This is a genomic window from uncultured Rikenella sp., from assembly GCF_948810725.1.
In the GTDB taxonomy this organism is placed as follows: domain Bacteria; phylum Bacteroidota; class Bacteroidia; order Bacteroidales; family Rikenellaceae; genus Rikenella.
Genome location: NZ_CAQIVA010000007.1, coordinates 63,790 through 88,838, shown reverse-complemented (window position 1 = coordinate 88,838; position 25,049 = coordinate 63,790). Strand labels below are relative to the sequence as shown.

Annotated in this window: 18 protein-coding genes; 10 read left to right on the top strand and 8 right to left on the bottom strand. The window is 61.3% G+C overall.

Features of this window, described 5'->3' with window-relative positions:
- Positions 1–1,039 precede the first annotated feature (1,039 nt).
- The 3 genes from Q9S52_RS04550 (at position 1,040) to Q9S52_RS04540 (ending at position 6,197) form a co-directional block, all read left to right on the top strand.
- A complete protein-coding gene (locus Q9S52_RS04550; RefSeq protein WP_304708308.1) occupies positions 1,040–1,894 on the top strand; it encodes an ATP-dependent Clp protease proteolytic subunit in 855 nt (284 codons plus the stop codon).
- Positions 1,895–2,158: 264 nt separating this feature from the next.
- The gene (locus tag Q9S52_RS04545) at positions 2,159–3,142 is read left to right on the top strand and encodes a hypothetical protein (protein WP_294594822.1); all 984 of its coding nucleotides are present in this window, start codon (positions 2,159–2,161) and stop codon (positions 3,140–3,142) included.
- 1,858 nt (positions 3,143–5,000) lie between these two features.
- Entirely contained in the window at positions 5,001–6,197 is a 1,197-nt protein-coding gene (locus Q9S52_RS04540) for a phage portal protein (RefSeq protein ID WP_304708307.1), read from the top strand.
- Positions 6,198–7,069: 872 nt separating this feature from the next.
- On the opposite strand, the gene Q9S52_RS04535 is transcribed toward Q9S52_RS04540, so the two are convergent.
- Positions 7,070–7,276 carry a hypothetical protein gene (locus tag Q9S52_RS04535; protein ID WP_304708306.1) on the bottom strand — a complete coding sequence of 69 codons (207 nt, stop codon included), beginning with the start codon at positions 7,274–7,276 and terminating at the stop codon, positions 7,070–7,072.
- Between the two features lie 46 nt (positions 7,277–7,322).
- Between Q9S52_RS04535 and Q9S52_RS04530 the strand changes: the two genes are divergently transcribed.
- On the top strand, positions 7,323–8,321 hold the full coding sequence (locus Q9S52_RS04530; RefSeq protein WP_304708305.1) for a hypothetical protein: 999 nt from the start codon (positions 7,323–7,325) through the stop codon (positions 8,319–8,321).
- A gap of 431 nt (positions 8,322–8,752) precedes the next feature.
- On the opposite strand, the gene Q9S52_RS04525 is transcribed toward Q9S52_RS04530, so the two are convergent.
- On the bottom strand, positions 8,753–8,950 hold the full coding sequence (locus Q9S52_RS04525) for a hypothetical protein (RefSeq protein ID WP_297625478.1): 198 nt from the start codon (positions 8,948–8,950) through the stop codon (positions 8,753–8,755).
- A 115-nt stretch (positions 8,951–9,065) separates the two neighbouring features.
- Between Q9S52_RS04525 and Q9S52_RS04520 the strand changes: the two genes are divergently transcribed.
- Genes Q9S52_RS04520 through Q9S52_RS04510 form a run of 3 tightly spaced genes read left to right on the top strand, consistent with a single transcriptional unit; the run spans position 9,066 to position 10,584 of the window.
- Complete coding sequence (locus tag Q9S52_RS04520) at positions 9,066–9,449, top strand: CidA/LrgA family protein (RefSeq protein WP_363323633.1); 384 nt, start codon at positions 9,066–9,068, stop codon at positions 9,447–9,449.
- Complete coding sequence (locus Q9S52_RS04515; RefSeq protein ID WP_294592418.1) at positions 9,436–10,152, top strand: LrgB family protein; 717 nt, start codon at positions 9,436–9,438, stop codon at positions 10,150–10,152. The genes Q9S52_RS04520 and Q9S52_RS04515 overlap by 14 nt, the downstream gene beginning before the upstream one ends.
- 27 nt (positions 10,153–10,179) lie before the next feature.
- Positions 10,180–10,584 carry an RNA-binding S4 domain-containing protein gene (locus Q9S52_RS04510; RefSeq protein ID WP_294592415.1) on the top strand — a complete coding sequence of 135 codons (405 nt, stop codon included), beginning with the start codon at positions 10,180–10,182 and terminating at the stop codon, positions 10,582–10,584.
- Positions 10,585–11,939: 1,355 nt separating this feature from the next.
- On the opposite strand, the gene Q9S52_RS04505 is transcribed toward Q9S52_RS04510, so the two are convergent.
- The gene (locus tag Q9S52_RS04505; RefSeq protein ID WP_300829626.1) at positions 11,940–12,158 is read right to left on the bottom strand and encodes a hypothetical protein; all 219 of its coding nucleotides are present in this window, start codon (positions 12,156–12,158) and stop codon (positions 11,940–11,942) included.
- A gap of 18 nt (positions 12,159–12,176) precedes the next feature.
- Here Q9S52_RS04505 and Q9S52_RS04500 point away from each other — a divergent pair, with 18 nt between their 5' ends.
- Complete coding sequence (locus Q9S52_RS04500; protein WP_300829625.1) at positions 12,177–12,794, top strand: DUF4924 family protein; 618 nt, start codon at positions 12,177–12,179, stop codon at positions 12,792–12,794.
- Between the two features lie 1,947 nt (positions 12,795–14,741).
- Here the strand turns inward: Q9S52_RS04500 and Q9S52_RS04495 are convergent.
- The 4 genes from Q9S52_RS04495 to lysS form a co-directional block, all read right to left on the bottom strand.
- The gene (locus tag Q9S52_RS04495) at positions 14,742–14,948 is read right to left on the bottom strand and encodes a hypothetical protein (protein WP_304708304.1); all 207 of its coding nucleotides are present in this window, start codon (positions 14,946–14,948) and stop codon (positions 14,742–14,744) included.
- A 121-nt stretch (positions 14,949–15,069) separates the two neighbouring features.
- Positions 15,070–15,393: a hypothetical protein gene (locus Q9S52_RS04490; protein ID WP_304708303.1), complete on the bottom strand. Its 324-nt coding sequence runs from the start codon at positions 15,391–15,393 to the stop codon at positions 15,070–15,072.
- 339 nt (positions 15,394–15,732) lie between these two features.
- The gene (locus tag Q9S52_RS04485; RefSeq protein WP_304708302.1) at positions 15,733–17,472 is read right to left on the bottom strand and encodes a clostripain-related cysteine peptidase; all 1,740 of its coding nucleotides are present in this window, start codon (positions 17,470–17,472) and stop codon (positions 15,733–15,735) included.
- A 1,571-nt stretch (positions 17,473–19,043) separates the two neighbouring features.
- The gene (lysS, locus tag Q9S52_RS04480; protein ID WP_304708301.1) at positions 19,044–20,810 is read right to left on the bottom strand and encodes a lysine--tRNA ligase; all 1,767 of its coding nucleotides are present in this window, start codon (positions 20,808–20,810) and stop codon (positions 19,044–19,046) included.
- Positions 20,811–21,035: 225 nt separating this feature from the next.
- Between lysS and Q9S52_RS04475 the strand changes: the two genes are divergently transcribed.
- Positions 21,036–22,172 (top strand): MraY family glycosyltransferase, encoded by a 1,137-nt coding sequence (locus Q9S52_RS04475; RefSeq protein ID WP_297832653.1) that lies wholly within the window; start codon positions 21,036–21,038, stop codon positions 22,170–22,172.
- An 866-nt stretch (positions 22,173–23,038) separates the two neighbouring features.
- Here Q9S52_RS04475 and Q9S52_RS04470 read toward each other — a convergent pair.
- On the bottom strand, positions 23,039–23,248 hold the full coding sequence (locus Q9S52_RS04470) for a hypothetical protein (RefSeq protein ID WP_300400894.1): 210 nt from the start codon (positions 23,246–23,248) through the stop codon (positions 23,039–23,041).
- 167 nt (positions 23,249–23,415) lie between these two features.
- Between Q9S52_RS04470 and gdhA the strand changes: the two genes are divergently transcribed.
- Positions 23,416–24,771 carry an NADP-specific glutamate dehydrogenase gene (gene gdhA / locus Q9S52_RS04465; RefSeq protein WP_304708300.1) on the top strand — a complete coding sequence of 452 codons (1,356 nt, stop codon included), beginning with the start codon at positions 23,416–23,418 and terminating at the stop codon, positions 24,769–24,771.
- The last annotated feature ends 278 nt before the right edge of the window (positions 24,772–25,049 follow it).

The window sequence follows — 25,049 nt, the reverse complement described above, 5'->3', positions numbered from 1 at the left end:
CGGAGGGGACGCACAGCGTCTTTTACTGGCCGCCTCGGCCTTAATATTTCGTTCTCCGCTGGCTGCGGCCGAAAACGAACCCGACAGAATGTGGTGATAAACGGGCGATGGTTTGGGCGAAACTGTTGCGACCCAACGGGCGCCGGGCCTGCGCGCTGGGCCTTTGGTCCACCCCCGGAGCGCGCAGCCCGAACCCGACAGAATTGGGGCGGCGAACTGGGCCGAGCTTTTGCGACTCGGAGAGTCGCGCAGTTCGCCGCCACCCCACGCGGCGGAGTGCAACTCGTCGGAGCTCGTTGCACTCACCGCTGCGGCGAACTGCCTACAAGAGACGAATGGGTAGTGCTCCTGCGACTCGTAGAGTCGCGCGGGCCGAAGCCTCCCGCAGCGGAGGCCCGCAACTCACGTTGCCGTGGGCCCCGCAGGCTTCGTCCGCTTGAACTGAGAGCGAGTAGTGCGCCGAGGACGAACCTTACAAAAAGGAGCGGTAATGGAGCATTGTTTCTGTGGGTCGGACGCCCGGGAGGAACAGCAACTCTCGACGCGCAAGCGGCGTGTTGCGGGCCGCCCGTGGGCAGGCGTCCGGCCCGCGCGGTTCTGCGAACCGCAATAAATAAAAAAAAAGGGTGACGGCCTAATTTAGGATAGCTCCGGTGGGCTTCGGGAAGAGAATGCAGATAACTTGGTTAAGTCTGTAGAGGTAGAGGCGACCGCTTGGGGTAGTTCCAGCCTATTGCCTACCGCACGCTGCTCGACCTCGTTTATTCCGAGAGGTACCGCAACTGAAAACCATAGGCGCGGTAGTCCGCTCCGTTGGGTCTGAGCCATGTTGCGTAGAAGTTTAAGTTCATGCCATTGATTCCGCTGACCGTGGATGTCCGACAGTATCCGCCCCCGCCGACATTGCCCAGTGCGCCCGTATCCCGAGGGCGGTAGCCCGGGGCGTTAATGGATCTTTATGAATATCAACAAAATAAATCTATAAATCCGATTATTTATGCAAAAGCCTGGTGAAATCCGCGTGAGCGGTGGACGAAAAATGAAAATCGAAATCGATGGTCTGATCGGGGTGCCGGAGTGGTGGAGTTTCGAGGGGGAGGAGGAGCGTGCGGCGACTTACGAACGTTTCCGACAGCAGGTCGAACGGATCGGAAGGTCGGGAGCGCGAAAAATCGAGGTAAAAATCCGATCGATCGGAGGAAATGTGCAGGATGCGTTTCTTATCTATGATGCGCTCTGTGCGCTGGCGGAGGAGGGGGCTGAAATTACTACGGTGTGTTGCGGTTATACGGCTTCGGCGGCCACGATCGTGGCGCAGGCGGCGACTTCGGGAAGGCGGTATGTCGCTTCGACGGCGCTCTATCTGATTCATAATGCGACGACTACGCTCGACGGAAATGCGTTCGACGCGGAACGGACGGCCAGGTTGTTGGACAAAACGGATGAGCGGATGGCGCAGATTTATGCGCGTCGTTCGGGGCGGTCGGTGGAGGAGTTTCGGGAGCGGATGGCGCGGGACGGAGGGCGAGGGGAGTGGCTTTCGCCCGAAGAGGCGGTCGGGGCGGGGCTGGCTGACCGGGTCGGAGGCGTTAAGGCGTGGGGGGAGCTCCGGGAACGAGCTGCGGAGCGGATTCGTAATTGGTTTATTTCTGAGAAAAACGCACAAAAGGAAGAAAAAATGACGATTTCAGATGGATGTGCGGTTGTGGCGGCGTTGGCGGTGCGAGGCGGCGAGGAGGGGGATTTGCGTGGTCGGATCGGGCGTTCCGAAACGGCGCCGTCGGAGGATCCGGGGGTTGCTGTGGCGGGGTTAATAGAGGAGGATTTTACAGAGTTTTCGCACAACGGCCGGGCTTATCACTTGGATGCTTCACGTCTACGGAAAAGTTTTTAACAAATTATTAACAATGTGAGGTGGCGCGGCTGGTGAGTTGGGCGGGCTGTGTGGGACTGAGGCTGCCGATTCCGAGTGCCGGGAGGTACCGCCCGCCCGGCGGACGCGTTCGCGCCACGGCGCGCGGAACAGGGAATTGCGCCGAGGCTGCATTCGAACGCGCAAACTGATTATTCCACTACTCAAATTGACAGACGATTAGTCTCAATGTGATGATTAACCGAATCATTCACAATTTATTAACAATCAAACTTACTAAACAGAATGGGAAAAATTATTGAAAATCCGAAAAATTATACCGGAAACGAACTCGAATCGGTCTTCTTCAGACCCCTCGTCAGTGGGCCCGATGCGATGGAGCTCGGGATTCGGGTTATGTACAACATGCCGGTGCCGACGACGCTCAATTTCTGGAAGCGCGGGACGGATCTACTGCAACGCTATGCGGCGGGGTGGAAGGGTAGCGAGGCGGCGGATAAATACCAGAAGGTGATTCAGTTACACAAGGTGAAGGCCGAAATGGGTTATGCGGCGGAGGACTATTTCGCGATGGTCTACGAACGGATCGTCGGACGGCCGGAGGTCAATCTGGGCGATTTGTCGGGCACGGAGCTCGAAGAGGCCGAAACGACGCTCTTCCGCGAGGCGATCGCCGAGGCGATTCGGGCGACGATGTGGGTCGGCGATACGGAACGGGCCAGCGGGTTCAATACGTTCGACGGATTCCTCAAACGGCTGGTGGCGGACACGGGAACGGGGGCGGAGGATGTGAAGCGGGTCGCGATGTTGCCGATGGGGACGGCGGGGAATGCCGAAAAGCTCTTCCGGGCGATCTATGCGGAGGCGCCGGCGCAGCTCCGGGCGATGAAGGGGGACGGGAGACTGGTGCTGCTGGTGACGCGCGATGTGGCGGAAAATTATGAGGAGAGCCTGCTCAGCGGGTCGCTGGACAGTGTCCGGGCGGCGCGGATCAATGGGATCGATCGGTTGTCGTTCCGGGGGATTCCGGTGGTGGACATCCAGGCAGAGGGGTATCTCGAAACGGTGGGCGATTTGCCGACTTCGTGGGCGATCCTGACGGACAGCCGCAACCTGGCGGTGGCGGTCAATACGGCGGATTTCCCGGGGTCGGAGGTCGCGATGTGGTACAATCCGGATCAGATGGAGAACAGACAGCGGGCAACGTTCATGGCGGGGTGCGACTATCTGCTGCCGGAGCTGATCGTGACGGCCTACTCGGAGGTCTAACGGTGCGTGTTTTGCCGCTGCGGCGGAGGGTGGGTGGGTCGGAACGCAGAAGAATGAATCGCGCAGGCGTGCGAACAAAGAGCTGAGCTGAGCAGATTAAGCGATACGCAGTATCGCTCCGTCCCGCTGGGGCGCCCACCGGGCGTTTTGTTAGGGCTGTTTTGGCCTTATTAGCCGGACGCCGCCCGCGCAGGGCAGTTTCAGACGGTTCAAAGCCCATCCGCGCGCGACTGCTGGAGTAGGAAATCATTCAAACGCATGATTTGTGTTTGAATAAGATTTCCGCCAGCGCGCGGAGCAGGGAGTTGGGCCGTGGCTGCCCACTCCGAGTGCCGGGAGGCACCGCCCGCCCGGCGTAAGGGCAGTACCCTCCTGTAGCCAAAGACGCGCGCCACGCCTAAAGGAGCGATTCAACTATTTCGGCTTACCGCCGAAATAGAGTGAACCGCGCAGGCGCGCGAAAGAGTGGCGGAGCGAAAGCGGAGCCGCAGTGAGGCTGACACGGAGCGGAGAACTGGGCTGTGGGTTGGGCTGTGCTTTTGCGACTCGCAGAGCCGCGCGGGCCGAAGCCTACCGCCGCGGAGGGACGCACAGCGTCTTTTGCTGGCAGTCTCTACCCTAAGCAATCCAGGCTTCGTCCGCTTGAACTGAGATCGAGTAGCGCGATTCCGTGAGGAATCGCCATCCTCGGCAAGATCGACGCATTAGCGGCGCGTGGGGGGGGCCGCCGAGGACGAATCTTGCAGAATGGAGCGGTGAGTTGGGTGGTAAGATAGTGCGGCTCGCAGAGCCGCCGGCCTTGTCGCCCAGGCGCGGAGCGCCTCGGGGGGATGGGCGACAGGCCGAACCCGACAGAATTAGGGCGGTGAATTAAGCTGAACGCTTGCGGCTCTTTGAGCCGCGCAGTTCGCCGCCACCCCACGCGGCGGACTGCACTCGTCGGAGCTCGTTGCATTCACCGCTGGCAGCGAACTGTTGTCGCGCCCAGAGAATAGGCCGTGCTTTTGCAACCTTTAGGGTTGCGCAGTTCGCTGCCACCCTACGCGGCGGGCTGCAACTCGTCGGAGCTCGTTGCGCCTCCGCTGGCGGCGAACTGCCTAAAAGAAACGAATGGGCAGTGCTCCTGCGACCCTTTGGGTCGCGCGGGCCGGAGCCACCCCCGGCGTAGGGCCGCAATCTCGCGATGCTCGTTGCGCCCACGCTGGCTCCGGCCGCTAAAGTCAAGCCAGTTAGGGTAGTTCCACCCCATTGTCCACCGCGGGCATGCGTCCCCGTTTATTCCGAGAGGCAGCGCAACTGAAGACCGAGGGCACGACTATGCAGACCGCTCGGGTTGAGGTCCTGTGAATCGAGCCATAAGAATAGGCACTTGATTCCGTTGACCGTGGACGAGTAACTGTACCCGTTGTAGCCAATGCGCGCCGGATTACCAGAGATATAGTCGCGGGAGCCCGGGGCGCGTCCGCCCGCAAGCGAACTGGCCCTGTACCATGGCCGCCTCTACCCCAAGCAATACGTCTCTGTTTATTCCGAGAGGCAGCGCAACGGAAAACCGAGGCCGTGGGCATGTCCGTTCTGGGATGATAGGAACTGCGTGTCGAAATTTAAACAATGCACTCGGATGTCGTCTACCATCGGTACCTGTGTCCAGCAATGTCCGTTGTTTCCGACGAATTTCAGCGCGCCCGAGGTGTCCAAGCGGTAGCCCGGGGCGCGTCCGCAGGGCGTTCTACTGGCCGCCTCTACCCTAAACAATCAGACCGCCTCTGCCCCGATCCGGAACACTCGGAAAAGGCCCGCTGCCCTCCAAGGCGAATCTAATTAGGTATTGTAAATCGAAATTTTAGTGTCAAAAAATATGGAAATGACGGGAAAAGCGAAAAGTAAAATCTTCGTCGTCGGACAGGCCCAGCCGCCTGCCGTGAGGGCCGTGGCCGAGGCTGCGCGGAAAGAGGTCTGGAGGTGGGGGAGCGACAACCGGCTCCCCGAAGCGCTGGCGGCACTTTCCAGAAGCTCGACGGTGCACCGACGGATCATCAACGACAAGGCCGACTACATCAGCGGCAGCGGCCTCAGCGTCGATGCGGGAGCCCCCAGAACGGCCGAGCTGGTGGCCGAGGCCAACGGACAGGGACAGACGCTGCGGAATGTCGTTCAGCGGCTGGCGCTCGACCGGTGTCTGTTGGGAAACGCCTTTCTGGAGGTGGTCACCGACCCGAAGCGGAGCTTCCTCGCGCTGTACCATCAGGATGCCACGCGGTGTCGACTCTCGCGCGACGACCGCCACGTCGTCCTGCACCACGACTGGAAGCAGTACAGGACTTCGGAGGCGATCCTGCTGCCGCTCTATCCGGCTTTCGAGCCCCGGCCCGACGGTACGCTCCGGGCGGTGATCCACTACAAGGATTACGAACCGATGTTCGAACACTACGGCGTGCCGAAGTACATCGCGGGGATGGGGGCTTCGGCGATCGTCTGGAAGACGGATCGATGGAATATCTCGCGGTTGGACAATTCGTTCCAGCCTTCGGGGGTGATGGTGCTGGACGGGGATACGGATTCGGAACAGGAGGCGGCCGAAATCGCCCGTCTGGCCGAGGAGCGGTTCGCCGGAAAACCGGGGCAGGTGATGTTCCTCGTGAAAAACGGGATCGACAGCGACACGACGCGTTTCGTGCCGATCACCACGGCGAGCGACGGGGACTGGAAGTCGCTCCACGACCAGGCGTTGTCGGATATCATCGTGGCGCACTCATGGTTCCGGACGCTGAGCGGGATGGAGTATGCGACGGGGTTTTCGGCGGATCGGGTGCGGCACGAGTACAACATTGCGCTCAACACGCTGATCCGGGTCGAGCAGCAGGAGATCATCGAACCGATCCGGCGGGTCTGTGCGGAGGTGTTCCGCGAGGAGGTGCGGTCTCTGACGTTCGTCAACCGTCCGCCGTTCGAGATGAAGCCGGCCTACATGCGGGTTTGGGAGGCGCGCAAGGCGGACGGCTTCGACTACGATCCGGACGACCCGACGCAGCAGCAGTTCCTCGCTCAGCTGTAGGGGGGGCGGGGAGGTTTTTTGTGGGTCGTGGCTGCCGCGAGGTGTTGGGGTAGAGGTTTCGGGTTACTTGGGGTAGAGGCTGGCCATTCCGAGTGCCGGACCCGAGTAGCGAAGCGAGAGCACGTCGGCTTGTCGACGATGCCTCGCAAGCGCGAGGGAGACCGCAGGTCAACGCACCGCCCGCCCGGCGGACGCGTTCGCGCCACGGCGGGCGGCCTTTATTACTTTAAAGTAACCGCGCGCCCCGCCTTAGGAGGGAAATCGTCAAAATGCGCTTGGGCGTTTTGACAAGATTTCCGCCAGCGCGTGGACAAAGGATTGGGCTGAGCAGATTAAGCGATACGCAGTATCGCTTCGTCCCGCCGGGGCGCCCATCGGGCATTTTGTTAGGGTTGTCTTTGCCTTATTAGCCGTCCGCCGCCCCGGCAGGCGGAGGGCTGCAACTCGTCGGAGCTCGTTGCTGCTCTCCGCTGGCGGCGAACTGCTGTAGGTCAAGAGCGAATAGCGCGATTCCGTGAGGAATCGCCGTCCTCGGCGAGAGCGACGTATTAACGGCGCGTGGGGGGCGCGCCGAGGACGAACTCACAAGATTTGAATGGTGAATGGGCTGAGCTCTTGCGGCTCGCAGGGTCGCCGGGCTTGCGGCGGGGCATCTTTGATGCCCGGGCCGGACGCCGCAGCCCGAACCCGACAGAATTGGGGCGGGAATAGGTTGTTGCTTTTGCGACCCTTTGGGTCGCGCGGGCCGGAGCTACCCCCGGCGTAGGGCCGCAATTTCGCGATGCTCGTTGCGCCCCCGCTGGCTCCGTCCGCCAAAGTCGAGCCAGTTAGGGTAACTCCAGCCCTTTGCCCCCCGCGGGCACGCGGCCCGTTTATTCCGAGAGGCAACGCAACGGAAGACCGCGGCTGCGGCGGTACGTGGCACTGGAATAGAGGTTCTGCGTATAGAAGTCCAGGTACATGCCGTTGATGCCGCTGACCGTAGATGACCAGCTGAACCCGCTGTGGCCGACAGTTACCAGACTGCCCGTGTCGCAGCCACGGTAGCCCGGGGCGGGGAGGTCAAACACCCCGATCAAAACCCCGCTCCGAGAGATTGATTAATCAATTAAACCGACTGTATTTATGCAACTTATACAACCAGAAGAGGTCGTCGGGCTGGCATTCGCCGCCGACGACCCCATCGACCCGGCCAACGTCCGCGAAATGAGGATCGAAGCCGCACAATTGCGCTACATCCGACCCGCATTCGGAGACGCCATGTACGAAAGTATGCGCCAGGAACGCTATCCGGAATTCGTCTACACCTTCGTCAAACCCGCTCTGGCCCACTTCGTCCGCTACGAACTGATCGTCGAACTGGCGGTTCGGTCGGCCGACCGGGGAGTGGTGCGTCCTTCGGCCGAGGAGACCACCCGAACCTCGTCGGCCACCCGAAACGATACCGGAAGCCGGAAAGAGGATTCGACCTCGGAACACGTGCGGGCCTCGGAAGAGATGCGGGAAACGACCGACTCCGAGACGCGAAAAGTACAGGATAAAAAGAACGACACGACGACGACGGATACCGTTTTGGCCCGCGAAGACACGGAACGGAAGACGTCCGACGTGTCGGACACCGAGCAGACGACGACCCAGAACAGCGTGACGAAACAGGGCGAGACTTCGGCGACGGAGGAGATGACGGTGACCGAGGAGACCGGGTCGAAGAAACTCACCACGACGCGGACGGGGACGGACGCCACGACGGCGGGTCGCGAGGAGTCGACCCAAACGCAGCGGACGGCGATTGCGAACGATACGCAGGATACGACTCGAACGGGTTCCGGTTCGGTTTCGACCTCGGCCGAGCAGACGGATATGGAGACTCGGAACGGGTCGGTGGCGACGACTTCTCGCAGCGAAAACGAGGGGTCGGGAACGACGACCCGGTCGGGCTTCCGGGCGGCGACGGCCGAGGAGTGGCAGTTGTTGTCGCGCCAGGCGCTGCGGGACGCGCGCACGTTTTTGCGCTATGCGGTGGAGTACGTGGAGGAGCATCCGGCCGAGTTTCCGAACTATGCGCCGAAGTCGGGACTGGGTTCGGTGGGGGTTCGTCGCTGCATCGGAGGCGTCATTCTCTGACGGGGCGGGGGTTCGTATGCTGTGTTCTCCGGCCCCGGGCTTCCGCGACGCGGGTTTTAACAGTCAATTTGGCGCGCTGCTCAACGTCGGCTACACCGGGTGTAATTGGTCTTCCTCCTTTAGCGGGACTGACGGCGTGTTCTTGAATTTTTACATTTCATACCTCCAGCCCGGCCACATAAGCGGTCGTGCGATCGGTTTTCCGTTGCGTTGCCTCTCGGAATAAACGGGATGTGTCTGTGTAAACTTGGGATAGAGGCTGCCATTTGCCCACCGCGGTTTGGTTTGAGGGGACTGGCCTCGGGCCGGCCGGGCCCCACGTCCCGTGGACGGGAAATGCTTCGCATTTCTGCGGCTGTGTCAGTAAAACTGGGGAAAAGCGGCCGGTTGCTTGGGGGGTACACGGCCATTAAAAGACGCTTAGCGTCCGTTTATTCCGAGAGGCAACGCAGCTGAAGACCGAAAGCACGATTCGCCGTACCGCTCGTTCCCAGCCCCTGCATGTCGAACCATAAGAAACGACCCGTGGAACCGCTCACCCCCGATGACCAACAGCAACTGTTTCGACCCACATTGTCCTGCCTACCCGTCAGGTTGTGGCGGTAGCCCGGGGCGGTGCCGATCGACATTTGAAAACCGGGCCGCCTCTGCCCCAATCAGCTACCCGCCCTGAAATCGACCCTCTTCCTGAAATTGCCCCCGCCGCGTGAACGCAATACCGACCCTTTGACCTATCTTTGCGGTATGAAAATTCTCGTACAGTCCTTTTGGCTGCTCTTTTTCTACCTCCTCGGACTCGGCGTCAGCATCCTCGTCGGAGGAGTCATCCCCGGGAGCGTGCTCGGCATGCTCCTCCTGTTCATCGCCCTGGCCCTCGGGTGGGTCGAGCCCGGACGCGTCGACCGCCTCTCCGAACTCCTCCTCGATAACATGGTGCTCTTCTTTCTGCCCGCCGCCGTCGGACTTATCGCCTCCGTCGGGCTGATTCTCAATAACCTGACCGCCATTCTCGTCGCCGCAGCCGTGAGCACCGTCCTCATCGTCGCCGCCGTCGGAATCACCCAGCAGCGGCTCGAAGTGCGGAAACGAAAACGAAAAATCCGGCGCAGTGGTCATGACATTCGATAACACCTGGACGGCGCTCGGTCTGTTGGCCGGCTCCGAAATCTTCCTCCTCACCTTTACCATCGGGATCTACGTCGCCGCCCTGTGGCTCTTCCGACGCACCCGGATTGGACTCCTCCACCCGCTCATCACCTCGGCGGCCGTGATCATCGTCTTTCTGCTCGCCACCGGCATCTCCTACGAACAGTACCACCGGGCTACCGCGCTGATCGACTTCCTGTTGGGGCCTTCGGTCGTGGCGCTCGGGTATGCCCTCTACCGACAGATGGAACACCTCCGGGCCCATGCCGTTTCGATCCTCACGTCGGTCGTCGTGGGCAGCGTCGTGGGGATCGTGAGCGTCATTCTGATCATCCGGCTGTTCGGTGCCGGGGCTGCCATCGAAGCGTCGCTGGTGCCCAAGTCGGTCACCACGCCCATCGCCATGTCGATCTCGGAACGCGCCGGCGGAATCGGTTCGCTGACGGCCGTAGTGGTGATTCTGACGGGGATTTTCGGCAGCATCGTCGGGCCGTTCGTGCTCCGGAAACTGCGCATCAGCAGCCGGATCGCAAAGGGGCTGGCCCTGGGGTCGGCGGCACACGGGGTCGGCACGGCGCGGGCCATGGAGATGGGGGCGATCGAGGGGGCGGTGAGCGGGCTCGCCATCGGGTTGATGGGGCTCGTGACGGCGCTGTTGGTGCCGGTGATCGAGCGGTTTTTGTAAGTGATTGGTAAATAAAAGCATAGGATTATGTCGGAAGGGGTTCGGATAGACAAGTGGTTGTGGGCGGTTCGGCTTTTCAAGACGCGCGGCGATGCGGCGGAGGCGTGTCGGTCGAACCGGGTGACGGTGAACGGCGCGACGGTGAAGCCGTCGCGGGAGGTGCGTGCGGGCGAGGTGGTCGCGGTGCGGAAGATGCCGGTGGTGTACAGTTTCCGGATTCTGGAGCTGGTGGCGAACCGCCAGCCTGCGCGCAACGTGCCTCGCTACATCGAGGACGTGACGCCGCAGTCGGAGCTGGACAAATTGGAGATGGCCCGTGCCGGTGCCTTTGCGGTTCGCGACCGCGGGATGGGACGTCCGACGAAGAAGGAGCGGCGCGACATCGAGGAGCTCCTTGCGGACTTCGGCGAAGTTTTCGATGACGAGGAGTAGCGTGCTCTTGGGTTGCTCCGCTGCGGTTCGACGGGGCTGAGGCTGGTGGGATTTGGGCCGTCGGCAGCTTGAGGATGCGTAGCATCCGTCGAAAGTCTTTTTGGTTCTTTTTCTTCAGAAAAAGAACAGTTCGAGGCGGGACAAAGCTCGACCGCGCGCGATCGCTGGAGTAGGAAATCATTCAAACGCGAAACACGCGTTTGAATAACATTTCCGCCAGCGCGCGGCCAAAGAACGGGGGAAGAGGCTGCTATTAGTTGTTGGGTAGAGGCTGCCCCTTCCGAGTGCTGGACCCGAGTAGCGAAGCGAGAGCACGTCGGCTTGTCGACGATGCCTCGCAAGCGCGAGGGAGACCGCAGGTCAACGCACCGCCCGCCCGGCGTAAGGGCAGTACCCTCCCGTAGGACAGACGCGCGCCCCGCCTAAAGAAGCGATTCAGCTATTTCGGCGGTGAGCCGAAATAGAATGAATCGCGCAGGCGCGCGAACAAAGAATTGTGCACGAACTCCGTCGCCCGCCCGCGTAAAGAGGGATTTCGCTCGTTTTGCGGTGAGCAAAATCGAGATGAAATCCCAGCGGGCCGACGGCAAATGCGGCGGAGCGAAAGCGGAGCCGCAGTGAGTCGGACACGGGGCCGAGAATTGGGGCGAGCTTTGGGCTGTGCCTGTTCTTCGGGCGGGAAAAACCGATTACGGTTTTCCCGCCGCGCTGGATCGAGCAGGGGGCTGTGGATTGGGCTGTGCTCTTGGCTGGTATTTGGGCCGAGAGCGAGTAGCTAAGTTCCCGTGTCAACGGTCGGCCCGCAGCCCCCGGATGCGGAGGGCCGAAATACTCCGCTCTCGCTTCGTCTTCGTTCTCCGCTGGCTGCGGCCGAGGACGAATTCCACAGAATGGGAACGGTGAATAGGCTTTGCTTTTGCGACCCTTTGGGTCGCGCGGGCCGAAGCCTCCCGCCGCGGAGGGACGCACAGCGTCTTTTAATGCCAGCCTCTACCCCAAACCCCGCAGGCTTCGACCCGCTCAGGCGATAAGGCTGAACTTGTTGGCTGTGCTCTTGCGGCTCACAGAGCCGCGCAGTTCGCCGCCCCGGCTGGCGGCGGGCTGCAACTCGTCGGCGCTCGTTGCTGCTCTCCGCTGGCGGCGAACTGTTGTCTTGCTCAGAACGAATGGGCCGTGCTCCTGCGACCCAACGGGTCGCGCGGGCCGGACGCCTCCCCACGGGAGGCCCGCAACACGCCGCTCCGCGTCGAAAATTGCGATACCTCCCGGGCGTCCGGCTGCCAAAGTCAAATTAAAAAAGGTAGGGTGGCCCGTTTTGGGGTAGAGGCTGGCATTAAAAGACGCTGTGCGTCCGTTTATTCCGATAGGCAACGCAACGGAAGACCGCTGGCCCGCCCCGCCGCAGCGCTGGAACTGCATATCGTCGTGTGGAAACGCAAATATATGCCCCGATAATGGTCGCCCGAATCGTGGAAAGTAGACGACCAGCCATACCCGTAATCACCGACGTACCACAATACGCCTTCGCCGGCACCGCAGCAGCCCGGGGCGGCCGAGACTTTTGAAAACGACACATCTGTAACATAGATATTATGCTGATAGCCAAAAAGAAACGCAGAGAAAACATCGCCGAATACATTCTGTATCTTTGGCAGTTAGAGGATATGCTGCGTGCGCTGGAGCTCTCGCCCGATCGGATCCGCGAGACGCTCGTCGAGCCGCAAACCCAACTCGACGACCAGCAGAAAGAGGCCTTGTGGCTGTGGTACACCGACCTGGTGAACCTCCTGCGAACCGAGGGCAAAGAGCGTAGCGGCCACCTGGAACACACCCTCCATCTGGTGGCCGATCTGGACGACCTGCATCGCCACCTGCTCGCCTCGCCCGTGGGGCGGGAACAGGGCTACGACCGCGTTTTCGCCCCTCTGGCCGCCGAACTGCCCCGGCTCAAGGCCGCCATCGCAGGGGAAGAGGGCGATCCGACCGCCATCAGCGACATGGAAGCCTGTTTCCGGGCGCTGTACCTTGCGATGCTCTATCGGCTTCGGCGACCGGCGTCCTCAGCGGACGACACCTCGTGGCAAGAGACCTCCGAAGAACGATACGTTCGGGATGTGTTGGAGGTGATTTCGCCCGTCGTGGCTCGGCTGGCCGCGATCCACGGCGCAGCGGAACGGGGTGAGTTGGATTTGTATAAAGATATGGATTGATATCGGCGGATTTCGGAAAAGCAGACCGTCGAAGTACGATGAATCGTTCGATTTTTCGTGTTTTTACAGACGGTCGGCGAAGGAGCCGGAGTGTCTGTCGGTTTTGCTCCCAGAGGGCGAAGCTGCGGACAGCGCGTGTAGGATAAATTCAGCAGCCCACTGATTTTTAGTTATTTTTGTTTTTGTTCCGTGTCCGTTCCGCAGGCGGATCGGGTGCGGGAGAAGCAATCCAGCGGCTGCGATCGCTTTTTCGTCCGCGTCGCGGAGTCCCGCCCCGGGCTTCCGCGACGCAGGCAATAACGGGCGATTGGGCGCTCTGACGAACGTCGGCAACAACGGGTACAGTTGGTCTTCCTCCTTTAGCGGGACTAGCGGCGTGTTCTTGAACTTCAACACGCAGAACCTCAATCCCAGCAACGTGAACAACCGTGGCCACGGTCTTCAGTTGCGTTGCCTCTCAGTATTTATCCCCTTCGCCGTCCGTTTTTATATGATTTTTAGTTTGATCGAGAAGAATTTTCTCGATTTTTTATTTTGTAGACTTTTGGCATGTACAAAGGGTTGGGCTGTCGGGAACTTTAGGATGCGTCAGCATCCGTCTAAAGTTTTTTCGGTTCCTTTTGTTTACAACCGACGCTGCCAGCGAGGGCAATGCAAACATGGTTTGCAAATTGCCGAGCGGCGAGGAGGAAAGCGAAGCCAATGAGAACAGTTTGAGGCGGGACAGAGCTCGACCGCGCGCCGCCGCCTAAAGAAGCGATTCAACTATTTCGGCGATAGCCGAATATAGCTGAATCGCGTAGGCGCGCGAAACAGAGAATAGGGTAGAGGCGGCCAGTAAATCACCCGAAGGGTGCGCCCGCCCGGCGGACGCGTTCGCGCCACGGCGGGCGGCCTTTATTACTTCAAAGTAACCGCGCGCCACGCCTTGAGGAGGGAAATCGTCAAAATGTGCTGGCACGTTTTGACAGGATTTCCCCGGCGCGCGGTCAAACGGTGTGTGAAATCCGTCGCCCGCCCGCGTAAATGGGGATTTCACTCGTTTTGCGGTGAGCAAAATCGAGATGAAATCCCAGCGGGCGACGTTTAGGAGTAGATATGCTTATCTTTACGAGTGCCGAGCGGCACCGGCGGAGCGACAGCGGAGCCGCAGTGAGGCGGACACGGGGCGGAGAATTGGGGCGAACTTTGGGCTGTGCTCTTGGCTGGTATTTGGGCCGAGAGCGAATAGATTATGCTTTTGCGGTTCGTAGAACCGCCGGGCCTGCGCTGGGCCTTCGGCCCACCCTCGGAGCGCGCAGCCCGAAACCGGCAGAATTGGGGCAGAGAACCGGGCCAAGCTTTTGCGGCTCGCAGAGCCGCCGGGCTTGCGGCGGGGCATCTTCGATGCCCGGGCCGGACGCCGCAGCCCGCACCCGACAGAATTGGACGAAAGTCCGAAACCAAATGGGCCGCGCTTCTGCGGCTCTTAGAGCCGCGCAGTTCGCCGCCACCCCGCGCGGCGGACTGCAATTCGTCGGAGCTCGTTGCACTCCCCGCTGGCGGCGAATTGCTATAGGCTAAGAGCGAATAGCGCGATTCCATGAGGAATCGCCGTCCTCGGCGCGCAGCGAACGCCGAAGGCGGGCGCCGGGGGCGCGCCCGAGGAAGAATGGGCGGAGAGTTGGGCTAAACTTTTGGGCTGTGCTCTTGCGACCCTTTGGGGTCGCCGGCCCTGTCGCCCAGCGGCGAAGCCGCTCGGGGGAGTGGGCGACAGGCCGAAACCAACAGAATGGGGCGACGAATGAGGCCGTGTAGTTGCGGCTCACAGAGCCGCGCGGGCCGGAGCCACCCCCGGCGTAGGGCCGCAACTCGTGATCCTCGTTCGGCCCCCGCTGGCTCCGTCCGCCAAAGTCGACCCAGTTAGAGTAACTCCAGCCCCTTGCCCCCCGCGAGCGGCACCCCCGTTTATTCCGAGAGGCAACGCAACTGAAAACCGTGGGAGCGGCCGTACGCGCCGCTGGGACTGAGCCACGTCACGCAGAAACCCAAGCCCATGCCATTGGCACCGTTGACCCCGCTGGTCGTGGAAGCCCAGCTGTAACCGTAGTAACCGACGCCACCCGGTTCGCCCGAGATGTAGTGGCGGTAGCCCGGGGCGGGGCCGCTTGGCACTCGAACCGGCTTTTCTCTACCCAATGGCCGTCTCTATCCTAAGTGCCTCTACCCCAATAATCGGCCTGCCTCGACTTCAAGTTAGGGTAGAGGCTGGCAGTAAAACGCCCTGCGGGCGCGTTTATTCCGAGAGGCAACGCAACGGAAAGCCGTAGGCACGGTATTTCGAGTTGCTGGGCTGAGCCGCATCCACGACGAAACGCAAATAGACGCCGTACGTCCCGTTGGTCGCAGCCGACCAGACGGAACCCTCGTTGCCGACGCCCACCGGTGCGCCCGCATTGGTGTTGCGGTAGCCCGGGGCGGGGTACCAGGCGAGCGGGGTTCCCGCGCCCGAGGTGCTTACCTTGTAGAGGCGACCGTTGGTGGCTTTGAAGTTCCCTGCACCGTAAGATTCTCCGACAACCCCATCCGAGTAGTACGGGAAAGTCCCTTTTAACGGCACATCGGCGTCCCGCGTAAAGTCAGACCAAGAAAGGGTAGAGGCTGACGGTTAGTTTAGTAGTAGGATAGCTCCAGCCCATTGCCCACCGCGGGCACGTACCCCGTTTATTCCGAGAGGCAACGCAACGGAAAACCGAAGCCGCGACTCGTTGCATTGTCCGGGGTGAGGCCGTGCATGTCAAAAGATAAAAATAGGCCGTCGATTTCGTTTGTGGCTGATGACCAGTTATATCCGGCATAATAGCCACCCCATAACGTGCCTGAAGGGTATCCGCGGTAGCCCGGGGCGGTGCCGCTCGGTACTCGAAAGCTGGCCGCTTCGTCCCTAAATCGTCCCCGCCTACCGCGCCAGCGCGCCCATTCCCGATGCTTCGCTCCAGCCGAACCGCGTGCGATAGGCCTCCAGAGAGACCGGCGTCGAGGCTCGCGGCAGATAGGACGACAGGCCGCAATGGGTCAGCACCCGAATCGCCCCGGACTGCCCTTCGAGAATCCACGGCGTCGTCGCTGCATACGGCACCGCCGCCGCCAGCGCCCGGTCGAACGCCCCCACCGCTTCCGTGTAGGCGCCCCCGCTCCACGTCCGGTGAACCAGGTCGCCCAGGTCGTAGAACGTTCCGTTGAACGAGGTGTAGGTGCGTCCGAACTGCTGCGCCGCCGGCGAGAGACCCGCTGCTCCCTCCGGCAACCCGGTGTCGCTCAGCCGCTTCACCGCCTCCGCCAAAGTGGGTAACCCGCTGGTTTTGACCACCGAAACGGTAGCCGTCCGATAGGCTCCCGATTGTTCGTTGTAGTAGTCGAAGTAGGTGCGCGCTATCCCCTCGACATCCGCCGCGCCGGGCGAAAGCATCGGTTTCAGCACCTCCCGATAGGGGAATCCTGCTCCCAAAACCTCGGCCACCGAGGCGATCAGGTAGTCGGCCCGGTCGCGGAACTCCCACGCCAGCTCGATGCAGGCCATGTGGCAGGCGTCGAAGAGGATGAAGTCGAACTTGCCGAATCCGGCCAAGGCGCGGCTCATCGCGTCGATCTCCATCTCGCTGTTCCCGAAGCTGCTGCTGATGCCGAACGAGTAGCTTGTAATCCCCTCATTCCCAGCCTTTGTTCCGTTTCCCGACGAGGTGCGTGCGCTTTCGCCGATCCCGGCGAGTTTCGACCCGCTCCACCCGGCGTCGTCCCAGGCGGGAATGACCGACCGAAGCGGTTGATAGCTCTCTGCGGGCAGCCACCCGGCGCCGTGCGACCAAAAGGCGAGTCCGTAGCTCGCCCCCGGTGCGAGCGCCATGGCGTCGGTCACCACGCGGGCCATCACTTCGGGATCGGTCGGGTTTTGTTCCCGGCTGTAGGTCTTCAGCACGCGGCTGGCGAAGGGTCGGTTCGGGTCGTTGCGGTCGCCGGAGATGAGCAGCAGCCGCGGGGTGTCGTCGTAGTCGGCTGTGGTCGGTGCCCACCTGCTTGCGGCGGCTACCGGATGCAGATAAACGACCATCCGGCCCTCTTTTTCGTTGTCGGGGAGTGCGGCCCAGGCGGCTTCCATGTCGTTGATGTTCTGCACGGCGTAGGGGTAGAGGTTGTTGTCGGCGACCATGTATTCGATGACGGTGCGTCCGGCGGGGGGCACGTCGGGGTTGTGCCAGGTGGCGATGGTGTAGTAGTCGCCCGGGGCGAGCCGCAGGGCGTCTTCCTGTACGGTCTGCAAAACGTTGGGGTCGCCGGGTGCCTGTCCGCGGTTGTAGGCTTTCAGGAGGGTGCTTCCGAACTGTTCGGGGTCTTGGTCGCGGGCGATGAGCAGGAGTCTCGGCCGTTCGTCGTACTGCGGGTCGGCGGGGGCGTAGGTGCTCCCTTTGGCCGGCGGGTAGAGGTAGACGATATGCCGTTCGTTCCCGGCCGGGTCGAACGCGGCTTCGAGTTCGTTGATGTAGCGTTGGGCGGCTGGGTAGCTCTGGTCGGTGGCGATGACGTATTCGATGACGGTGCGCTGGGCTGCGGGCAGGGGGGGCGGCTCGGGCAGGGTGGTTTCTTTGCAGCTGCCGAGGCCGACGAGGCTGACGAGAAGAAGGTATATTCGGTTGATTTTCATCTGTTTCGGTTTCTTTGTTTTTTATGAGGGATTCGTCAGCGGGTATTCTGTAGTTGTTTTCGGTGGAAGTTCGGTGTCGTCCCTCCCCGCCCCGGGCTACCGCACAAACATAGGGGTACTCAATGGTCTCGGTGACCATGGGGCGAGTTGGAGTTCATCTACTCGTGAAACATCTGCTCTATACATCGCATTGCGCCCCTATTATCTCAATCCGAGCCACCTCGACCGCCGCGGCTACGGTTTTCAGTTGCGTTGCCTCTCGGAATAAACGGGGGGCGGCATTTTCATATGAACAAGTGGGGCGGACGCCTGGGAGGAACGGCAACTCTCGACGCGTGAGCGGCGGGTTGCGGGCCTCCCGAGGGGGAGGCGTCCGGCCCGCGCGACCCTAAAAGGTCGCAAAAGCTCAACCAACAAATCAGCCCAAACCACGACCAAAAGTTCAGCCCCATTCTGTTGAGTTCGGGCTGCGGCGTCCGGCCCGGGCATCAAAGACGCCCCGCCGCAAGCCCGGCGGTTCTACGAACCGCAAAAGCACGGCCCATTCGTCCGCGACCTGTTTGCAGTTGCTGCCAGCGGTGAGTGCAACGAGCCCCGACGGGTTGCAGTCCGCCGCCGGGGATGGCGGCGGACTGCGCGACCCAAAGGATCGCAAAAACTCCGCCACCAGCACCGCCCAAATCAGCCAAGTTCGGCCTGTCGCCCATCCCCCCGAGGCGCTCCGCGCCTGGGCGACAAGGCCGGCGATTCCTCGCGGAATCGCGCTATTCGCTCTCGTCCGAGAGTAAAGCCCTAAGCCCGGGCACCAACCTCGCCCCAATTCTGTCGGCTTCGGCCCGCGCGACTCTGCGAGTCGCAAAAGCATAGCCCAACCCACAGCCCAAAGCACCGCCTCATGCTCGGCCCAGCGCGGCGGGAAAACCGAAAACGGTTTTCCCGCCCGAAGAACAGGCACGGCCCAAAGCTCGTCCCAGTTCTCCGCCCCGTGTCAGCCTCACTGCGGCTCCGCTTTCGCTCCGCCGCATTTTCGCGCGCCTGCGCGATTCATCTATATTCGGCTATCGCCGAAATAGTTGATTCGCTCCTTTAGGCGGAGCGCGGTCGAGTTTTGTCCCGTCTAAAACTGCCCTGCGCGGGCGGCGTCCGGGTGACCCCGGCGGGACGGAGCGATACTACGTATCGCTTAAGCAGCTCGACCCAGTTCTTGGTGCGCACCTTGCGCGATTCATCTATATTCGGCTACCGCCGAAATAGTTGAATCGCTCCTTTAGGCGGGGCGTGGTTACTTTTAAGTAATAAAGGCCGCCCGCCGTGGCGCGAACGCGTCGGCCGGGCAGGCCCCGCGTGCCCGCGGTGGGCAAATGGCAGCCTCTACCCCAAGGCCGCCTCGGCCCGGCTCGTTGTTCCGCCAGCTCGAGACGGACACGACTGCCCCTATTCTCAATTGACGGGAAAAGCCTCCTTTTTATTGCATCCGACCGCCCCTCCGCCACCATCCACCGCGCCGGAAGCCGGGCCGAAACCGAATACCGCCCCTCCGTCGCCGGAAGCCGGGCCGAAACCGATTGCCGCTACTCCGCCGAAGCCGAGGTCGAAGCTGAACCCGAAGCAGCCGCCGAAACCCACCCCGAGACCTCCTCCGCCGTCGGATTCTTCAGCCCCAGCTTGTTCTTCTTGTTGAACCCGCACAGATCCCCCCACAACTTGTTCGGCGCCAGCCCCCCCAGCGAAGCCACCGTCACGTAGCCCATCTTCTGGAGCACCGGCACCCACTCCTCCGGAATCCCCGCAGCCGTGTAGAGAGCAGGCTCGTCTCGCACCGCCTTCTTCTCCGGCCGCATCTGCGGGAAGAACAACACGTCCTGGATCGACGACTGATCCGTCATGTACATCGTCAGCCGGTCGATCCCGATCCCCAGCCCCGAACAGGTCGGCATGCCGTATTCCAACGCCCGCACGAAGTCCATGTCGATGAACATCGCCTCGTCGTCGCCCTTTTCCGACAGCCGAAGCTGCTCCTGGAACCGCTCCAGCTGGTCGATCGGGTCGTTCAGCTCCGAGTAGGCGTTGCAGAGCTCCTTCCCGTTCACGAACAGCTCGAAACGCTCCGTCAGCGCCGGGTCGTCGCGGTGGCGCTTGCTCAGCGGCGACATCTCGATCGGGTAGTCCGTCACGAAGGTCGGCTGCACCAAATCCGCCTCGCACCGCTCGCCGAAGATGGCGTCGATCAGCTTGCCCTTGCCCATCGTCTCGTCGGTCTCGACCCCCAGCTCGCGGCACGCCGCCCGCAGCTCCTCCTCCGTCTTCCCGGCGATGTCGAAGCCCGTTTTTTCGAGAATGGCATCCCGCATCGTCACCCGCCGGAACGGCGCCCGGAAGTCGATCTCGCGATCCCCCACCCGCACGCGCGTCTCGCCGTCGTGCAGCTCCCGGGCCACCGTCTCCAGCAGCTGTTCCGTGAACTCCATCATCCACCGGTAGTCCTTATACGCCACGTAGAGCTCCATGCAGGTGAACTCCGGGTTGTGCGTCCGGTCCATCCCCTCGTTGCGGAAGTTCTTGCCGAACTCGTAGACCCCCTCGAACCCGCCGACGATGAGCCGTTTGAGGTAGAGCTCCGTCGCGATCCGCAGGTAGAGATCCGTGTCCAGCGAGTTGTGGTGCGTGATGAAAGGCCGTGCCGCCGCCCCGCCCGGAATCGGCTGCAGGATCGGCGTCTCGACCTCCACGTAGCCGTGCTCGTCGAAGAAGCGGCGCATGGTGGCGATGATTTTGGCCCGTTTCAGGAAGGTCTCCTTGATGTGCGGGTTGACGATCAGGTCGAGGTAACGCATCCGGTAGCGCTGTTCCGGGTCGCTGAAGGCGTCGAAGACCTGTCCGTCCTTCTCCTTGACGATCGGCAGCGGGCGCAGCGACTTGCTCAGCACCGTGAACTCGCGGCAGTGCACCGACAGTTCGCCCATGTTGGTGACGAAGGCGAAGCCGCGGATGCCGACGATGTCGCCGATGTCGAGCAGCTTCTTGAAGACGGTGTTGTAGAGCGTCGGATCGCCCTCGGGGCAGATGTCGTCGCGCCGGATGTAGACCTGGATCCGTCCGGTGTGGTCCTGGAGCTCGAAGAAGGCGGCGCTCCCCATGATCCGCCGGCTCATGATGCGTCCGGCGATCCGGATGTCCTGAAATTCAGTGCTCTCCGGGGTATATTTCTCGCGAATCCCGGCGGCCGTGGCGGTCACGGGATAGGCGGCGGCCGGATAGGGCTCGATGCCGAGTTCGCGCAGTTTGTTCATCGATTCGCGGCGCAGGAGCTCCTGCTCGCTGAGTTCCATAGGTTCCATATTGCGGTGTTGATGTTTTTTGTCGTCCGTGGGGTGGTGACCGGCGGGCCGCGTAGCCCGCCGGTGCGCGGCGCAGACGGAGGGCGGTCGTCCCGACACGCTCCGAAGCGCACACCTCACCGCCTGCAAAGGTACGAAAAATCGGCGACAGCTCGATAAAGACGTTGCAGGGTACCGAATAGTTCGTTATATTTGTCCAATCGCAAAAACGCTTCGGGGGAGACTATGATATACGTGTTATTCGTGATTCTGACGTTCGGGATTTCGGCCGCTTTCGGGTGGCTGGCGATTCCGCGGATCGTCATTTTTGCCAAGATGAAACGGCTGTTCGACGAACCGAACAAACGGAAGGTGCACAAGGGGGCCATTCCGCGGCTCGGCGGGTTGTCGTTTTTTCCGGCGGTGCTCTTTTCGTTCGCGTTCGTGCTGGGGCTCAGGTACTATTACGGATACGACGTCTCGATCAACTTGCAGATCGAGCTCCTGACCGAGTTTCTCTTCGTGGTGGCGGGGATGCTGATCCTCTACTTCGTGGGGCTGGCCGACGACCTGATCGGGGTGGGGTATCGGAACAAGTTCGCGGCTCAGATTTTCGCGGCGATCTGTCTGGTTTTCGCGGGGGTGACGGTCTACGATTTTCAGGGGCTGTTCGGGCTCCACCGGCTGCCTTTCCTGCCGGACGCGCTGCTGACGATCGTGGTGGTGGTGCTGACGGTCAATGCGTTCAACCTGATCGACGGGGTGGACGGCTTGTGTTCGGGCTTGGGGACGATCATCCTCTCGACGCTGGGCATTTTCTTTATCTATTACGAGCTTTTCGTCTATGCGATGTTCGCGTTCGGGATGGCGGGGGTGCTGATCGCGTTTTTCCAGTACAATGTGCTGGGGACGCGGCTCAAGGTGTTCATGGGGGATACGGGGTCGTTGACGCTGGGGTATATGATTATTTTCCTGGGACTTAAGTTCGCCAATTTGGGCCATACGACGTTCCAGCCGGTGGGGCTGCATGCTCCGTTGGCGATTCTGCTGGGATTGCTTTTCGTGCCGGTGTTCGACACGTGCCGGGTCTTCGTGAGCCGGATTTCGAGGGGGAAGTCGCCGTTCTATCCGGATCAGAACCACATCCATCACAAACTGTTGCAGCTCAACCGGACGCATTTGCAGAGCACGGGGATTCTGTTGCTGCTGGAGGTTTTCTTCATCCTGTTCAATTTCTTTTTGACGGAGGTTTGCGGTTTGGATTTCGGGTGGGTTTTGCTGGCGGACATTGTTTTGGGGGTTGGGATTAACCTGATCCTCAATCGTCTGATCGATCACTACGGGCGGGCGCTGGGCGAGAACGAGGTGATCCGCAAGCCGTGAGGCGGGATTGCACGGTGCTCGGGTACAGCTGGGGGTAGAGGTTGCCATAGCGCGTAGTATCGCTCCGTCCCTTCGGTGCGCCCATCGGGCGTTTTGTTAGGGTTGTCTTTGCCTTATTAACCGACCGCCGCCCGCGTAGGGCAGTTTCAGACGGGACAAAGCATAGGGCGAGGGATTGGGCTGAGGCTGCCATTTGCCCACCGCGGGCACGCGGGGCCTGCCCGGCCGACGCGTTCGCGCCACGGCGGGCGGCCTTTATTACTTAAAAGCAACCGCGCGCCACGCCTAAAGGAGCGATTCAACTATTTCGGCGGTGAGCCGAATATAGATATCGCGCAGGCGCGCGAAAGAGCGGCGGAGCGACAGCGGAGCCGCAGTGAGGCGGACACGGGGCGGAGAACTGGGCTTTGCTTTGGGCTGTGCCTGTTCTTTGGGCGAGCAGGGGGCTTGGCTTGGGGATGAACTGTGGACTGTGCTCTTGGCTATGTTTTAGGCCGCGAGCGAATAGCTAAGTCCCCGTGACAACGGTCGGCCCGCAGCCCCCGGATGCGGAGGGCCGAAATACTCCGCTCGCGCTCCGTCTTCGTTCTCCGCTGGCTGCGGCCGAAAACAAATAGGCAGTGCTTTTGCGGCTCTACGAGCCGCCGGGGAGCGCGCAGCCCGAACCTGAAAGAATAGGGCATTGCAAAACGGGGCGGGCGCCCGGGAGTGGCCGCAGTGAGCTTGCGAACATTGCGGGCCTCCCGAGGGGGAGGCGTCCGGCCCGCGCGGTTCTACGAACCGCAGGATTCAACTCAAAAGTAGGGTAGAGGCGGTCTTTATTTTAGGGTAGACCCTGCCATCTTTCGAGTGCCGAGCGGCCCCGTTTATTCCGAGAGGCAACGCAACTGAAAACCGCCGGCGCGATTGTACGTGGCAGAAGGAGACATGGCGCCCGTGTAGAATAAAAGTCGCCAACCGTTCGTGCCGCTCACTGCAGAAGACCATACCGTACCGTCTCCGCCGACATTTCCCAGCCCGCCGAACCACTTGTTGTTTCCCGCATCGCGGAAGCCCGGGGCGGGGCCGCTCGGCACTCAAGGGGGAGGTATCTCCACCTAATTATATAGGCGCGGCGCCTTATAGCGGTACCTTATAATAGCAAGAGGCCTCCTGATCGACCGGTCGCCTGGTTGCGAAAAGGCCCAGGGCGGAGCCCTCCGTGCCTCCTACACCTTGAAAACCAACATAACCCCATAAATTCATGGAAAACCAAATCCAACAGTACATCAGCGACTTCATGGCCCGCATCGAAGCGCGCAACCCCGGAGAACCCGAATTTCACCAAGCCGTGCGAGAAGTGGTCGAGAGTCTTGCCCCCTATATCCTCGAGAATCCGGTGCTTCAGAAGATGAAAATCCTCGAACGCATCGCCGAACCCGAACGCATTATTATCTTCCGCGTACCGTGGGTCAACGACCGCGGAGAGGTCGAAATCAACCGCGGATACCGCGTCCAGATGAACAGCGCCATCGGGCCCTACAAAGGGGGGCTGAGGTTCCACGCCTCCGTCAACCTCAGCATCCTGAAATTCCTCGCCTTCGAACAGACCTTCAAAAACGCACTCACCACGCTGCCCATGGGCGGCGGCAAAGGCGGATCCGACTTCAACCCCAAAGGGAAATCCGACGGCGAGGTGATGCGCTTCTGCCAGTCGTTCGCCACCGAACTCCAACGCCATATCGGCGCCGACACCGATGTCCCGGCAGGCGATATCGGCGTGGGAGCCAGAGAGATCGGTTTCCTCTTCGGACAATACAAACGGCTCCGGAACGAATTTACCGGCACCTTCACCGGCAAGGGCTTGGATTGGGGCGGAAGCCCGCTGCGGCCGGAAGCCACGGGATACGGCGTGAGCTACTTCGCTCAGGAGATGCTCGCTACGCGCGGCGACTCTCCGGCGGGGAAAGTCGTGGCCGTCTCCGGATCGGGGAACGTCGCCCAGTACGCCATCCAGAAGATGACCCAGCTCGGGGCCAAGGTCGTAACCGCTTCGGATTCATCGGGATACATCTACGACCCCGACGGGATCGACGCCGATAAACTGGAGTACATCTTCGAACTCAAGAACATCTACCGCGGACGGATCAGCGAGTATGCCGACCGCTATCCCAGCGCGACCTACTACGCCGGCGAACGGCCGTGGGGGGTGAAGTGCGACATTGCCATGCCGTGCGCCACGCAGAACGAACTCAACGGCGAAGATGCGGCCAAACTGATCGCCAACGGCTGTATCTGCGTCGCCGAGGGGGCGAACATGCCCTCCACGCCGGAGGCGGTGCACGCTTTCCAGCAGCACAAACTCCTCTACTCGCCGGGCAAGGCTTCCAACGCAGGCGGGGTGGCGACGTCGGGGCTGGAGATGACCCAGAACTCCGAACGCCTCCAGTGGGCCGCCGAAGAGGTGGACGAAAAACTGCACGCCATTATGCGGAACATCCATGCGGCCTGTCTGCGCTACGGGACGGAGCCGGACGGCTACGTCAATTACGTCAAGGGGGCCAATATCGCGGGGTTCCGGAAAGTGGCGAACGCCATGCTGGCGCAGGGGATCGTATAGGGCGCGGCGGGAGACCGCCGAGGGGGGCGTGGCGGTTTTCGGACACCCGCATACCGGCCGGCCCGTTTTTTTGCTACCTTTGTCCCGAAACTCAAGCATTGCCCATGAATTAAAAACCTCTTTACGACATACATAGAAAAGCGTTAGCTTTACTTTTGTTTCCCAAAATCGCCAATTTTGAAACACACCCGAAAGTAAAGTGGTAACGCTCACGTGGCGACACGTGGGCTTTACTTATTTGGGTGTAAGGTGTTTGGCGATACCTGGAAAACAAATGA

What these genes read in the sequence shown, in the direction of transcription:
- Q9S52_RS04545 (WP_294594822.1), top strand. Translation starts at nt 2,159, where the DNA reads ATGGGAAAAATTATTGAAAATCCGAAAAATTATACCGGAAACGAACTC.
- Q9S52_RS04515 (WP_294592418.1), top strand. Translation starts at nt 9,436, where the DNA reads ATGACATTCGATAACACCTGGACGGCGCTCGGTCTGTTGGCCGGCTCC.
- Q9S52_RS04550 (WP_304708308.1), top strand. Translation starts at nt 1,040, where the DNA reads ATGAAAATCGAAATCGATGGTCTGATCGGGGTGCCGGAGTGGTGGAGT.
- Q9S52_RS04510 (WP_294592415.1), top strand. Translation starts at nt 10,180, where the DNA reads ATGTCGGAAGGGGTTCGGATAGACAAGTGGTTGTGGGCGGTTCGGCTT.
- Q9S52_RS04475 (WP_297832653.1), top strand. Translation starts at nt 21,036, where the DNA reads ATGATATACGTGTTATTCGTGATTCTGACGTTCGGGATTTCGGCCGCT.
- Q9S52_RS04500 (WP_300829625.1), top strand. Translation starts at nt 12,177, where the DNA reads ATGCTGATAGCCAAAAAGAAACGCAGAGAAAACATCGCCGAATACATT.
- Q9S52_RS04525 (WP_297625478.1), bottom strand. Translation starts at nt 8,950, where the DNA reads ATGTCGATCGGCACCGCCCCGGGCTACCGCCACAACCTGACGGGTAGG.
- Q9S52_RS04540 (WP_304708307.1), top strand. Translation starts at nt 5,001, where the DNA reads ATGGAAATGACGGGAAAAGCGAAAAGTAAAATCTTCGTCGTCGGACAG.
- gdhA (WP_304708300.1), top strand. Translation starts at nt 23,416, where the DNA reads ATGGAAAACCAAATCCAACAGTACATCAGCGACTTCATGGCCCGCATC.
- Q9S52_RS04520 (WP_363323633.1), top strand. Translation starts at nt 9,066, where the DNA reads ATGAAAATTCTCGTACAGTCCTTTTGGCTGCTCTTTTTCTACCTCCTC.
- Q9S52_RS04530 (WP_304708305.1), top strand. Translation starts at nt 7,323, where the DNA reads ATGCAACTTATACAACCAGAAGAGGTCGTCGGGCTGGCATTCGCCGCC.
- lysS (WP_304708301.1), bottom strand. Translation starts at nt 20,810, where the DNA reads ATGGAACCTATGGAACTCAGCGAGCAGGAGCTCCTGCGCCGCGAATCG.
- Q9S52_RS04485 (WP_304708302.1), bottom strand. Translation starts at nt 17,472, where the DNA reads ATGAAAATCAACCGAATATACCTTCTTCTCGTCAGCCTCGTCGGCCTC.